General features: G+C 64.6%; 12 protein-coding genes. 6 read left to right on the top strand and 6 right to left on the bottom strand.

The genetic code is table 11. The annotated features are described in order from the left end of the window. The first annotated feature begins 23 nt into the window (after positions 1–23). Both AC19YT_RS02965 and AC19YT_RS02960 read left to right on the top strand, forming a co-directional pair. On the top strand, positions 24–1,229 hold the full coding sequence (locus tag AC19YT_RS02965; protein WP_500609684.1) for an aminotransferase class V-fold PLP-dependent enzyme: 1,206 nt from the start codon (positions 24–26) through the stop codon (positions 1,227–1,229). After that, positions 1,226–1,639, top strand: a complete 414-nt coding sequence (locus AC19YT_RS02960) for a SufE family protein (protein ID WP_500598221.1) — start codon at positions 1,226–1,228, stop codon at positions 1,637–1,639. Before AC19YT_RS02965 ends, AC19YT_RS02960 begins: the two co-directional genes overlap by 4 nt. A 102-nt stretch (positions 1,640–1,741) precedes the next feature. Here the strand turns inward: AC19YT_RS02960 and tcdA are convergent, their stop codons facing one another. Further along, positions 1,742–2,551: a tRNA cyclic N6-threonylcarbamoyladenosine(37) synthase TcdA gene (tcdA, locus tag AC19YT_RS02955; RefSeq protein ID WP_500609683.1), complete on the bottom strand. Its 810-nt coding sequence runs from the start codon at positions 2,549–2,551 to the stop codon at positions 1,742–1,744. Positions 2,552–2,807: 256 nt separating this feature from the next. Here tcdA and AC19YT_RS02950 point away from each other — a divergent pair, with 256 nt between their 5' ends. The 4 genes from AC19YT_RS02950 to AC19YT_RS02935 all read left to right on the top strand — a co-directional run bounded on the left by AC19YT_RS02950 (position 2,808) and on the right by AC19YT_RS02935 (position 7,953). Further along, complete coding sequence (locus tag AC19YT_RS02950) at positions 2,808–5,384, top strand: glycosyltransferase (protein ID WP_500609682.1); 2,577 nt, start codon at positions 2,808–2,810, stop codon at positions 5,382–5,384. A 148-nt stretch (positions 5,385–5,532) separates the two neighbouring features. Next, on the top strand, positions 5,533–6,684 hold the full coding sequence (gene dapE, locus AC19YT_RS02945) for a succinyl-diaminopimelate desuccinylase (RefSeq protein ID WP_500609681.1): 1,152 nt from the start codon (positions 5,533–5,535) through the stop codon (positions 6,682–6,684). Continuing rightward, a complete protein-coding gene (locus AC19YT_RS02940) occupies positions 6,684–7,493 on the top strand; it encodes a putative RNA methyltransferase (protein WP_095106358.1) in 810 nt (269 codons plus the stop codon). The genes dapE and AC19YT_RS02940 overlap by 1 nt, the downstream gene beginning before the upstream one ends. 82 nt (positions 7,494–7,575) lie before the next feature. Next, the gene (locus AC19YT_RS02935; RefSeq protein ID WP_500598215.1) at positions 7,576–7,953 is read left to right on the top strand and encodes a hypothetical protein; all 378 of its coding nucleotides are present in this window, start codon (positions 7,576–7,578) and stop codon (positions 7,951–7,953) included. Positions 7,954–8,127: 174 nt separating this feature from the next. On the opposite strand, the gene AC19YT_RS02930 is transcribed toward AC19YT_RS02935, so the two are convergent. The 5 genes from AC19YT_RS02930 to AC19YT_RS02910 all read right to left on the bottom strand — a co-directional run bounded on the left by AC19YT_RS02930 (position 8,128) and on the right by AC19YT_RS02910 (position 12,115). After that, complete coding sequence (locus AC19YT_RS02930) at positions 8,128–8,457, bottom strand: PA3694 family proteiin (RefSeq protein WP_095106355.1); 330 nt, start codon at positions 8,455–8,457, stop codon at positions 8,128–8,130. After that, positions 8,454–9,368, bottom strand: a complete 915-nt coding sequence (locus AC19YT_RS02925) for an alpha/beta hydrolase (protein WP_095106354.1) — start codon at positions 9,366–9,368, stop codon at positions 8,454–8,456. The genes AC19YT_RS02930 and AC19YT_RS02925 overlap by 4 nt, the downstream gene beginning before the upstream one ends. Positions 9,369–9,511: 143 nt before the next feature. Then, on the bottom strand, positions 9,512–10,741 hold the full coding sequence (locus AC19YT_RS02920) for a flavohemoglobin expression-modulating QEGLA motif protein (RefSeq protein ID WP_500598229.1): 1,230 nt from the start codon (positions 10,739–10,741) through the stop codon (positions 9,512–9,514). A 68-nt stretch (positions 10,742–10,809) separates the two neighbouring features. Further along, the gene (locus AC19YT_RS02915) at positions 10,810–11,367 is read right to left on the bottom strand and encodes a hypothetical protein (RefSeq protein ID WP_500598212.1); all 558 of its coding nucleotides are present in this window, start codon (positions 11,365–11,367) and stop codon (positions 10,810–10,812) included. Positions 11,368–11,398: 31 nt separating this feature from the next. Continuing rightward, entirely contained in the window at positions 11,399–12,115 is a 717-nt protein-coding gene (locus AC19YT_RS02910) for a TetR/AcrR family transcriptional regulator (protein WP_095106349.1), read from the bottom strand. Positions 12,116–12,132: the final 17 nt, after the last annotated feature.

Genomic DNA, 12,132 nt, shown 5'->3' with positions numbered 1-12,132 from the left:
CGCCCATACGAGCCCCCGACACCATGCTTGTGCCCTCGCCCTGGCGCGCCGACTTCCCGGCCATCGCCGCCCTGCAACGCCAGGCCCAGATCTACCTGGACAACGCCGCCACCACGCAAAAGCCCCAGGCCCTGCTCGATGCCCTGCACCATTACTACGCCAATGGCGCAGCCAATGTGCACCGTGCCCAGCACCTGCCCGGCGCCCACGCGACCCAGGCCTTTGAAGACAGCCGCCACAAAGTGGCGCAATGGCTCAACAGTGGCGATAGCGGGCACATCGTCTTCACCCACGGCGCCACCAGCGCGCTGAACCTCCTGGCCTATGGCCTGGAGCCTCTTTTCAACCCGGGCGATGAAATCGTCATCAGCGCCCTGGAACACCACGCCAACCTACTGCCCTGGCAGCAACTGGCCCAGCGCCGGGGGCTGAAACTGGTGGTCGTACCGGTGGACGCCGAGGGCCTGATCGACCTCGCCGCCGCCGCACGCCTGATCGGCCCGCGTACCCGCGTGCTGGCCGTCAGCCAGTTGTCCAACGTCCTCGGCACCTGGCAGCCGTTGGCGCCGCTCCTGGCCCTGGCCAAGGCCCAAGGCGCCTTGACCGTGGTCGATGGCGCCCAGGGCGTGGTCCATGGCCGCCATGACGTGCAGGCCCTGGGCTGCGACTTCTACGTGTTTTCCAGCCACAAGCTGTACGGCCCCGATGGCGTGGGCGTGCTCTTTGGCCGCCACGATGCACTGGCGCAACTGCGCCACTGGCAATTTGGCGGCGAGATGGTGCAAGACGCCGACTATCAACACGCCACCTTCCGCCCCGCGCCCCTGGGTTTGGAGGCCGGCACGCCGCCGATTGCCGCCGTGATCGGCCTGGGCGCCACCCTCGATTACCTCCGCTCCCTCGACCAGGACGCCGTGGCCGCCCACGAAGCCGCGCTGCACGACTACCTGCTGCGTGGCTTGCAGGCGCGCAACGGCATTCGCCTGCTGGGCCGCCCCCACGTGGCGCTGGCCAGTTTTGTCGTCGAAGGCATACACAACGCCGACCTCGCCCACTTGCTCACCGAACAAGGCATCGCCGTGCGCGCCGGCCATCACTGCGCCATGCCTCTGCTCAAGGGCATGGGGCTGGCCGGGGCGATCCGCGTCTCCCTGGCGCTGTACAACGACTCCGACGACTTGGAGCGCTTTTTCGAGGCGCTGGATCAGGCCCTGGAGCTGTTGCGATGAGCCTGCCCGGCGAGGCCGAACAAGCCTTGCAAGCCTTCGCGGCCGCGGGCGCCTGGGAGCAACGCGCGCGCCTGCTGATGCAATGGGGTGAGCGCTTGCCGGCCTTGAGCGATGAGGAAAAAACCGAAGCCAACCGAGTGCAGGGCTGCGAAAGCCTGATGTGGCTGGTGGGCGAGTTGCAGGACGGCCACTGGCAGTTTCGGGCCAGCAGCGAGGCGCGGTTGATCCGTGGGTTGGTGGCGTTGCTGCTGGCGCGGGTCAATGGCTTGTCGGCAGCAGACCTGCAAACCGTCGATTTGCCGGGTTGGTTTGCCCAACTGGGCCTGTCGCGCCAGTTATCGCCGTCGCGCAGCAACGGCTTGAATGCGGTATTGCAGCGCATGCGCCAACTCAGCCAAGCACAGGGCTGACATGGGCACGGGCTTGCCAGCGTTGGCGGGCCTTCAATCGCGGCCGTATTGCCTGGCAGATTGCTATCGCAGGCAAGCCCGCGCCTACAGGTAGCGCGATACTCAGGGCGCCTTCACCCGCTCCGCAGGCCGGCGCACACCAGCCACGATCTTATCCACCGCTTTGGTCGCCGCGACCATGCCGAACGTCGCCGTGACCATCATCACCGCGCCAAAACCACCGGCGCAGTCCAGTTTCACGCCGTCGCCCACGAAGCTCTTTTGCAGGCAAATGCTGCCGTCGGGTTTCGGGTAGCGCAGCTGTTCGGTGGAGAACACGCAAGGCACGCTGTAATGGCGCGTCACTGTGCGCGAGAAGCCGTAGTCGCGGCGCAGGGTGGAGCGCACTTTTGAGGCCAGCGGGTCGTTGAAGGTGCGGTTCAGGTCGCAGACCTGGATCAGCGTCGGGTCGATCTGCCCGCCCGCGCCGCCGGTGGTGATGATCTGGATCTTGCGCCGCTTGCACCAGGCAATCAGCGCGGCCTTGGCGTTGACGCTGTCAATGCAGTCGATCACGCAGTCGATATCCGGGGTGATGTACTCGGCCATGGTCTCGCGGGTGACGAAGTCGGCCACCGCGTGCACCGTACAGTGCGGGTTGATGCCGCGCAGGCGCTCGGCCATCACCTCGACCTTGGCCTTGCCCACGGTGCTGTCCAGGGCGTGCAACTGGCGGTTGCTGTTGCTCACGCAGACGTCGTCGAGGTCGAACAGGGAAATCTCCCCCACCCCTGAACGGGCCATGGCTTCCGCCGCCCAGGAACCGACCCCGCCCACCCCGACGATGGCCACATGGGCCGCCCGCAACCGCGCCAGGCCTTCGATGCCATACAAACGGGCGATACCGGCAAACCGTGGATCTTCTGTGCTCATTGACCATTACCCCAAAAACCGGCGCGCATTATAGGGCCAGCCGCCGCCAAGTTCTAAGGCTGATTGCCGCCCGGCCCAACAGGGGGAGCGAGTCTGCTCGCGATGACGGCATTCCCACTACCGCTGAGTTTTCGCCGCCAGACGTAAGCACTTTCCCCTTCAAATGTGCGCCAACCTACCAGCAAGTGTAGGATGCGATCCCTTTGCCACTGCCGAACGCGCCCTCGTTCAACAGCCCAAGGGACCCGCTCTCGTTATGTCATCGCGTAAATTTGGACTCAACCTGGTGGTTGTGCTGGCCATCGCCGCCCTGTTCAGCGGTTTCTGGGCGCTTATCAATCGCCCAGTCAGCGCCCCCGACTGGCCTGCACAGATCTCCGGTTTTTCCTACTCGCCCTACCAACAGGGGCAGTACCCGCAGAAGCACCAATACCCCACCAACGAGCAGATGCGCCGCGACCTGGAGATGCTCAGCAAACTCACCGACAACATCCGCATTTATTCGGTGGACGGCGCCCTGGGCGAGATTGCGACCCTGGCCGAAGAGTTCGGCCTGCGGGTGACCCTGGGCATCTGGATCAGCAAGGACCTGGCGCGCAACGAGCGGGAAATCCTCAAGGCCATCGACATCGCCAACCACTCGCGCAGCGTGGTGCGGGTGGTGGTGGGCAACGAGGCGGTGTTTCGCCGTGACATCAGCGCCGACGACTTGATCGTGCTGCTCGACCGGGTGCGCGCCGCCGTCAAAGTGCCGGTGACCACCTCCGAGCAGTGGCATATCTGGAAGAACAACCGGCAACTGGCCCAACACGTGGACCTGATCGCCGCCCACATCCTGCCCTACTGGGAAAACGTGCCGGTGAATGAGGCAGGGCAGTTCGTCATGGACCACGCCCAAGCGTTGAAAAAACGCTTCCCGAAAAAGCCCCTGCTGCTTTCCGAAGTAGGTTGGCCGAGCAACGGCCGCATGGGCGGCGGCGCCGACGCCACCCCGGCCGAGCAGGCGATTTACCTGCGCAGCCTGGTCAACCGCCTCAACCGCCAGGGCTACAACTACTTTGTGATCGAAGCCTTCGACCAACCGTGGAAGGCCAGCGACGAAGGCTCGGTGGGCGCCTATTGGGGCGTGTTCAACGCCGCGCGCCAGCAGAAATTCAACTTCGAAGGCCCGGTAGTGGCCATCCCCCAATGGCGCGTGCTGGCCATCGGCTCGGTGGTGCTGGCGTTGCTGTCGCTGACCCTGCTGATGATCGACGGCTCGTCACTGCGCCAGCGCGGGCGCACCTTCCTGACCTTTATCGCGTTTCTGTGCGGTTCGGTGCTGGTGTGGATCGGCTACGACTACAGCCAGCAATACAGCACCTGGTTCAGCCTCACCGTGGGCTTTTTGCTCGCGCTCGGCGCGCTGGGGGTGTTTATCGTGCTGCTGACCGAGGCCCATGAATTGGCCGAAGCGGTGTGGACCCACAAGCGCCGCCGCGAGTTCCTACCCGTTGAGGGAGCTTCACCCTACCGGCCCAAGGTGTCGATCCACGTGCCTTGCTACAACGAGCCGCCCGAGATGGTCAAACAGACCCTCGATGCCCTGGCCGCCCTCGACTACCCGGACTACGAAGTCCTGATTATCGACAACAACACCAAGGACCCGGCCGTGTGGGAGCCGGTGCGCGACTACTGCGCCAGCCTGGGCCCGCGCTTCAAGTTCTTCCACGTCGCGCCCCTGGCCGGGTTCAAGGGCGGCGCGCTGAATTACCTGATCCCCCACACCGCCGCAGATGCGCAGGTGATCGCGGTAATCGATTCCGACTACTGCGTACACCCCGACTGGCTCAAGCACATGGTCCCGCACTTCGCCGACCCGCAGATCGCGGTGGTGCAGTCGCCCCAGGACTACCGCGACGCCCACGAGAGCACCTTCAAAAAGCTCTGCTACGCCGAGTACAAGGGGTTTTTCCATATCGGCATGGTCACCCGCAACGACCGCGACGCGATCATCCAGCACGGCACCATGACCATGACCCGCCGTTCGGTGCTCGAAGAATTGGGCTGGGCCGACTGGTGCATCTGCGAAGACGCGGAGTTGGGCCTGCGGGTGTTCGAGAAAGGCCTGTCGGCGGCCTACTCCCACACCAGCTACGGCCAGGGCCTGATGCCCGACACCTTTATCGACTTCAAGAAACAGCGTTTTCGCTGGGCCTATGGCGCGATCCAAATCATCAAACGCCACAGCGCCAGCCTGCTGCGCGGCCAGGGCAGCGAACTGACCCGCGGCCAGCGCTATCACTTCCTCGCCGGGTGGCTGCCGTGGGTGGCCGATGGCATGAACATTTTCTTCACCGCCGGTGCCCTGCTGTGGTCGGCGGCGATGATTATCGTGCCGCACCGGGTCGACCCACCGCTGCTGATCTTTGCCATCCCGCCGCTGGCGCTATTCGTATTCAAGGTGGGCAAGATCCTGTTCCTCTACCGCCGCGCGGTGGGGGTGGACCTCAAGGACGCGTGCTGCGCAGCCCTGGCCGGGTTGGCGTTGTCCCACACCATCGCCAAAGCGGTGCTGTATGGTTTTTTCACCCGCAGTATTCCGTTTATTCGCACGCCCAAGAACGCCGCCACCCACGGCTTCTGGCGGGCGATCTCGGAGGCCCGCGAGGAGCTGTTCATCATGCTGCTGTTGTGGGGCGCGGCGCTGGGCATCTGCCTGGTGCAAGGCCTGCCGGGCAATGACATGCGCTTCTGGGTGGCCATGCTGCTGGTGCAATCGCTGCCGTACCTGGCGGCGCTGGTCATGGCGTTTCTCTCATCCCTGCCCAAACCTGGGCCGGCGAGCGCATAAAACCACCGAACGGCGGCCAGTGGCCGCTGTTTTGCTATAAGATTACGGCCCTTTGTGCGCCTCGCCCCCAAGGCCTGCCCGCTGCCACAGCGAGGCGCCAGCGGTTTTATTCAGCCTTGTGCCCATACCCTGTTTCCCGGAGTTCTCCATGACGGCCCACGCCGACCTTTCGCCCACCCTGCAACTCGCCTGTGACCTGATCCGCCGCCCGTCCGTGACGCCGGTCGACGCTGACTGCCAGAAGCTGATGATGCAGCGCCTGGGCGATGCCGGTTTCCAGTTGGAGCCGATGCGCATCGAGGATGTGGATAACTTCTGGGCCAGCCACGGCAAGCACGATGGCCCGGTGCTGTGTTTCGCCGGCCACACCGACGTGGTGCCCACCGGCCCGGTACAGGCCTGGCAGACCGACCCGTTCGACGCAGTGATCGACGAGCACGGCATGCTCTGCGGGCGCGGCGCGGCGGACATGAAGGGCAGCCTGGCGGCCATGACCGTGGCCGCCGAGCGGTTTGTGGGCGACTACCCGGACCACCGGGGCAAAGTCACCTTCCTGATTACCAGCGATGAAGAAGGCCCGGCCCACCACGGCACCAAAGCCGTGGTCGAACGCCTGGCCGCGCGCAAGGAACGCCTGGACTGGTGCATCGTCGGCGAGCCGTCGAGCACCACCCTGGTGGGTGATGTGGTCAAGAATGGCCGGCGCGGCTCCCTCGGCGCCCGCCTCACGGTGCGCGGTGTGCAGGGCCACGTCGCCTACCCACACCTGGCGAAGAACCCGATCCACCTCGCCACCCCAGCCCTGGCGCAATTGGCCGCCGAGCATTGGGACAATGGCAATGCGTTCTTTCCGCCCACCAGTTTCCAGATCTCCAACCTCAACTCCGGCACCGGCGCCACCAACGTGATCCCCGGTGAACTGGTGGCGGTGTTCAACTTCCGCTTCTCCACCGAGTCCACAGTCGAAGGCCTGCAAAAACGCGTTGCCGATATCCTCGACCAACATGGCCTGGACTGGCACGTGGACTGGGCGTTGTCGGGCCTGCCATTCCTCACCGAACCGGGCGCGCTGCTCGACGCGGTGTCGGCGAGCATCAAGCAGGTCACCGGCCGCGACACCCAGGCCTCCACCAGCGGCGGCACCTCGGACGGGCGCTTCATCGCCACCATGGGCACGCAAGTGGTGGAACTGGGCCCGGTCAACGCGACCATCCACCAGATCAACGAGCGGGTTCTGGCCAGCGACCTCGACGTGCTGACCGAAATCTACTACCAGACCCTCGTCAAGTTGCTCGCCTGATGCTCACCTGCCCTATCTGCACCGCGCCGCTGGCCGAGGTCGACAACGGCGTCGCCTGCCCCGCCGGGCACCGCTTCGACCGCGCCCGCCAGGGTTACCTGAACCTGCTGCCGGTGCAGCACAAAAACAGCCGCGACCCGGGCGATAACCTGGCGATGGTCGAGGCGCGCCGCGACTTCCTCAACGCTGGGCATTACGCCCCGGTGGCCAAACGCCTGGCGCAACTGGCCGCCGAGCGCGCCCCCCGGCGCTGGCTCGACATCGGTTGCGGCGAGGGTTACTACACCGCGCAAATCGCCGATGCCCTGCTGCGCGCCGACGGCTATGCCCTGGATATCTCCAAGGAAGCCGTCAAACGTGCGTGCAAGCGCAACCCGACGCTGACCTGGTTGATCGCCAGCATGGCCCGCGTGCCGCTGGCGGACGCCAGTTGCCAGTTCCTGGCCAGCGTGTTCAGCCCCCTCGACTGGCAAGAAGCCAAGCGCCTGCTCAGCCCCGGCGGCGGCCTGATGAAAGTCGGCCCCACCCGCGGCCACCTGATGGAGCTGCGCGAGCGCCTGTACGACGAAGTGCGCGAGTACACCGACGACAAGCACCTGGCCCTGGTGCCCGAGGGCATGAGCCTGCAACACAGCGAAACCCTGGAATTCAAGCTGCACCTGGCCAACCCCCAGGACCGCGCCAACCTGCTGGCCATGACGCCCCACGGCTGGCGTGCCAGCGCCGAGCGCCGCGCCGAGGTCATCGACCAGGTGGCGCCGTTCGAGGTCACCGTGTCGATGCGCTACGATTACTTCGTTTTGTCTTAACCCCTAAATTCAAGGGCCCGGGCCGTTGCCTGGGCACGCAAAATCCGCGAGTGGATTTTTCAGACCCGCAGTGAGGACGTCCATGCGCCAACCCGATATCGAGATTTACCTCAAAGACACTGACACCGACTACAAGGCCATCGCCGCGTGGCTCGGCGCCGCCCTGGGGCCGTGCACCGACTGGGTGCAAAAAGGCCAGACCTACAAATGCCGCGCCGGCAACGTGCCGGTGACCTGGCTGCCCAAAGCCGTGGGCAAGTGGAACAGCCTGCACCTGGACAGCGACCAAACGCCGTGGGACGACGACATCGCCTGCGCCCGTGCCGCGTTCGCCGCGCTGAACATCGAAGTGCGCTGCGCGCCAGGCAGTTGGGTCGAGGAGGAAGGCGAGGAAGCGGCCGACCGCTGGATTCGCATCAGCAGCGACGGTGAAGAAGAAATCACCTGGAAAACGGCCTAACCTCTGCCATTTACCGGCAACCTCTGTGGGAGCGGGCCCTGCCCGCGATAGCGGTGGGTCAGCACTCATTGATGCTGAATGGGCCGCGCTCATCGCGAGCAGGCTCGCTCCCACAGTGGGTAATTGCCTGACCGCGCAAAACTCCACTTCAGTGGAGTTTTTTTTGCCCCGGATTTATGGCTGCAACTGCTGCGGCGTTTCTTCGCCCATGCAGCGCACGGCGCGCTTCTTGTTGTTGACCAGCACACCGGTCAGGCCTTTTTGCTCGGTGTCGAACAACACCAGCACGCCATCGATGCACTGCGCCACTTCGGCGGCCGGTTGCAGGGAGATCTTGTAGTCCTCGCCCGGTTGGGTCTTGAGCATGGTGAAGTCGTTGAGCAGCAGCGCGTCTTCGGGCTTGGCGAAGTGCAGGTAGCCGTAGTACCACAGGCACGCCACGGTGCCGATGATGCTGCAGACACCCGTGATAATCAGGGGGATGGCGTTACGTTCTTCACTCATTGCGGACTCTCTGAAGGTTCAATTGCAGGATTCGTGGGCGGCGGATAGTTCGGCACTTCGGCCAGGCGGCGCAAGCCGTTGAAATGCTGCGGGTCATCCAGGTAACGCAGCATCACGGCGCGCCAGACCGGGTCGGCGAACGTCTGCACGTGGCCACCGCGGGTCAGTTGCAGGACCCTGGGCGGGGGCGCAGCTTGATACAGTCCGATGCCGTTGGAAAGAGGCACGATAGGGTCATCGAGGCTGTGGTAGATCAATTTCGGCACGGTGCCCAGGCGCGGCGCGGCGTAGATCGCACTGTCGGCATCCGGCACCAGCCAAGACAGCGGCACTTGCAGCGGCCACGTCAGCCAGGACGTGCCCAGGGCGAAGCGCCCGACCGCACGGTAGCTGGCCGGCACGCCATCGAGCACCAGGGCCTTGAGCTGGCGCTCGCGCTCGGGGTGCGCGGCCAGGTAATGCACCGCCAGCGCCCCGCCCAGGCTCTGGCCCAGCAGCACCAACGGCTTGCCCTGGACCTCGGGCGCCGCGTCCAGCCAGGCGAACGCGGCGTCAATGTCTTGGTAGATCGCCGGCAAACGCGGCGTGCCCTCGGACACGCCATAGCCGCGGTAGTCCAGCAGCAGCACTTGATAGCCTTGCTCGGGCAGCCACCAACTACCGCCCAGGTGCGCCGCCAGGTTGCCACCATTGCCGTGCAGGTGCAGCACCGTGCCCTTGACCGCCACCCCCGGCTTGGCCGGCAGCCACCAGCCGCGCAGGCGCACGCCATCGGCGGTGGTCAGGTTGACATCGCGGTACGCCAGCCCCGCTTTGGTCGGGGTGAACGGCAGGCCCGGCTCGGGGTAAAACAGCAGCGAGCTGCAACCGCCCAGGGCCAACAACAGGCACAGAATGCCGAGGGTTCTCATCCGGTGACGCCTCGTGAAAGGGGTGGAAAGACAATCGCGTAAAAGCCTCAGCGTTCTCCTGTGAAAACGACGCTGGCGTGGGAGCGGGCTCGCCCCCTCTCACAGACACAAGGAAAAAATCCCACATAGAGCCAGCAAAGAACTCACAGGATATTGGAGTAATCCGCCTCGATCCGGTCCAGGCTCAGGTGGTTGAGGAAGTTGGAGAAGCACATCCACGCCGACAGGGCATTCATGTCGCGGAACTGGTCGGGCAAGTACTTGGGCGGCACCACCAGGCCTTCGTCCACCAATTGGCGCAGGGTACGCATGTCCTCCAGGGTGGTTTTGCCGCAAAACAGCAGCGGCACCTGCTCCAGCTTGCCTTTGCGCACGGCCAACTGAATGTAGTTGTAAACCATGATGAAGCCCTTGAGGTAGGACAAGTCCTTGGTGAACGGCAGGCCATTGGGCACCGAGCCACGGAAAACCCGACTGGCGTTACCGTAGCTTTCCGCCATCTCGAAGCCCTGCTCGCGGAAGAACTCGTACACCTGCAAAAAGTCCGCGCCCTCCTCCACCATGTGGATGGCACGGGTGCGGTTGGTCAGTTTGCGCAAGCGGCTGGGGTAGGAAGCGAAGGTGATGATTTCCATCAGGATCGCCAGGCCTTCCTGGGTCACGGTCGAGGACGGCGGGCCTTTGGACAGGAAGGTGCAGATCGGCTGGTTCTGGCCGTTGAGGGTAGTGCCCACGTGCACCAGGCCTTCGTGGACTTCCAGGGCGCGCACGTCGCGCTCGTTGAACATGGCGTCGGTGCGGATCTTGATGTAGTCGGCGCCGGCCGCCGCGTCCGCGACAATGCCGTCGGACTCGAACACCCGGATGGTTTCCTCGGCCTCGCCAAACACCTTGTTCAGGCGGCTTTGCAGCAGGCTCACGGCTTGCTTGGCGCTGAGCAGCTTGGGTTCGTCCTTGAGGTCGCCGCGCCCGTCGATGTTGTTCAGGTAATCGGACAGCATCAGGCCCAGGTCGGCCAGGGTCGGGTCGCCGGCGTGGAAGGCATCGGAGGCGGCGCCATACAGCTCCTGGGATATCAGGCCGAAATCCTCGGTGCCGCGCGCTTCGAGCATGCGCACCACCATGCGGTATTCCTTGCACATGCGCCGCATGATCTGCCCGACCGGGTTGAACTGGCCCAGTTGCCGGGTGATGTCGCGCTCGATGTTCTGGAACTCCAGCTTGACCTTGCTGGAGTCGAACGCCAGCGGCCGGCCCAGGTAGTAGTCGCGGTCCACGGCGGGCATTTCCTTGCCCTTGCCCTTGAGAAAGCCCCGGCGGATGTTGTCGTCCCACTTCACCGCATCCAGTACGCGGATCGGCGTCTGCGCCATCACGATGCGATCAGACAAGGCGCGTATCGTTTGCTGGTAATCGTCCACCCGAAACTCCTCTGAATGCTTTACGGCTTGGCGTTGGCTGGGCGTTTGTAGCGGGCCACTTCGACAAAGGCGTCGGCGTTGGCCGGGTCATCGAGGTAGGCGAACACCTGCGCCATGGGGCTTTGGACTGCCAGCCCCGGGCCTTGTTCGGTGTCCAGCGGCGCGCCCTTGAGCAGGCCCCGCGCCGCGGCATCGCCGATTGCCTCAAGGTCGAGACTGTAGACCACCAATTCGTGGTCTTCATCGAGTTCAAAGCCTGCCAGGGTGAAACCGCCACCATAGGCGGCGGGCACTTTGCCCCAGGCGTACCAGCGCACATCGTGGCGGGTCACGGTAAAACCGTAGGCTTCGCGCTCCCGGGGGCGGGCCCGGGCGTAACTGACCGCTTGGTATTGGTCCTTGCCGACGCGGCTCAACTCCAGGTTGAGGGGCTCGCCCCAACTGTTCTTGCTGGTCCATTTGCCCAGCAAACCGGCCGGCAGGGCCTGGTGCTCGGCCATCGGTTGGGTGAAGGTCACCAGGCAGCCGCCTAGCAGCATGAAGGCCAGGGTCATCAGCAGCACACGCCAGGTTTTCATTGGTTTCTCCTGATTGACCCCACTCGGCGCCCTAGGCCGAGGCCAGCACCAAGTGCATGTGGCGCTTGAGGATGCCGAGCATTTCTTCTTCGGCTTGTGGCTCAGGGCCATTAAGCAGGCCCTGATACTCCATCCGTCCGATAATCGCCGTCAACACTTTGGCATCCTGCTGTGGCTCACGCGACCCCAGCACCTGGAAAAAATGGCAAGTGCCCTGTAGGAGAATTTGCTGGTGCGAGCGCACCAACAGCGCCAACCGTGGGTTGAGCAGGGCTTCCTGGCGAAACGCCTGCTCGGCCATCAGGTGCTCGCGGCGGGTGTGCAACTGGTGCTGCACGTAGTCGGCGGTCAGCCGCGCGATGTCGTCGGCCAGTTGGCTGCGCGCCGCCACGCTGCCATCGCCAAAGGCGACCATCTCGCGCAGCAGGCCTTCGTTGTTGGCCCACAGCTTGGCCATGAAGGCCGCACTGCGTTCCACGTATTGGGCGAAGGTATCGGTGAGCAGGTCATCGATATCCTTGAAGTAGTAAGTGGTCGCCGACAGCGGCACCGCTGCCTCGGCGGCCACGGCACGGTGGCGTACCGCTCGCACGCCATCGCGCACGACGATGCGCATCGCCGCATCGAGAATGTCCTGCCGACGCTGCTCACTGCCCTGGCGGCTGGGCTTGCGCCCCTGGTACTGAACGCTTTGCGCGACCGCAGTGGCAACGCCAGCTGCACCTTCTTGAGCAATTGCAGGGTTCACGGCAGGTCTTCCTCTTT

The organism is Pseudomonas sp. MF08875, from assembly GCF_059862525.1.
The sequence above is the reverse complement of the archived record's forward strand: the minus strand, read 5'-3'. Positions and strand labels throughout refer to the sequence as shown.

Bases quoted from the DNA above. Each gene is read 5' to 3' on its own strand.
- AC19YT_RS02915 (WP_500598212.1), bottom strand. From the start codon at position 11,367: ATGAAAACCTGGCGTGTGCTGCTGATGACCCTGGCCTTCATGCTGCTA.
- dapE (WP_500609681.1), top strand. From the start codon at position 5,533: ATGACGGCCCACGCCGACCTTTCGCCCACCCTGCAACTCGCCTGTGAC.
- tcdA (WP_500609683.1), bottom strand. From the start codon at position 2,551: ATGAGCACAGAAGATCCACGGTTTGCCGGTATCGCCCGTTTGTATGGC.
- AC19YT_RS02925 (WP_095106354.1), bottom strand. From the start codon at position 9,368: ATGAGAACCCTCGGCATTCTGTGCCTGTTGTTGGCCCTGGGCGGTTGC.
- AC19YT_RS02960 (WP_500598221.1), top strand. From the start codon at position 1,226: ATGAGCCTGCCCGGCGAGGCCGAACAAGCCTTGCAAGCCTTCGCGGCC.
- AC19YT_RS02950 (WP_500609682.1), top strand. From the start codon at position 2,808: ATGTCATCGCGTAAATTTGGACTCAACCTGGTGGTTGTGCTGGCCATC.
- AC19YT_RS02940 (WP_095106358.1), top strand. From the start codon at position 6,684: ATGCTCACCTGCCCTATCTGCACCGCGCCGCTGGCCGAGGTCGACAAC.
- AC19YT_RS02930 (WP_095106355.1), bottom strand. From the start codon at position 8,457: ATGAGTGAAGAACGTAACGCCATCCCCCTGATTATCACGGGTGTCTGC.
- AC19YT_RS02965 (WP_500609684.1), top strand. From the start codon at position 24: ATGCTTGTGCCCTCGCCCTGGCGCGCCGACTTCCCGGCCATCGCCGCC.
- AC19YT_RS02920 (WP_500598229.1), bottom strand. From the start codon at position 10,741: ATGGCGCAGACGCCGATCCGCGTACTGGATGCGGTGAAGTGGGACGAC.
- AC19YT_RS02935 (WP_500598215.1), top strand. From the start codon at position 7,576: ATGCGCCAACCCGATATCGAGATTTACCTCAAAGACACTGACACCGAC.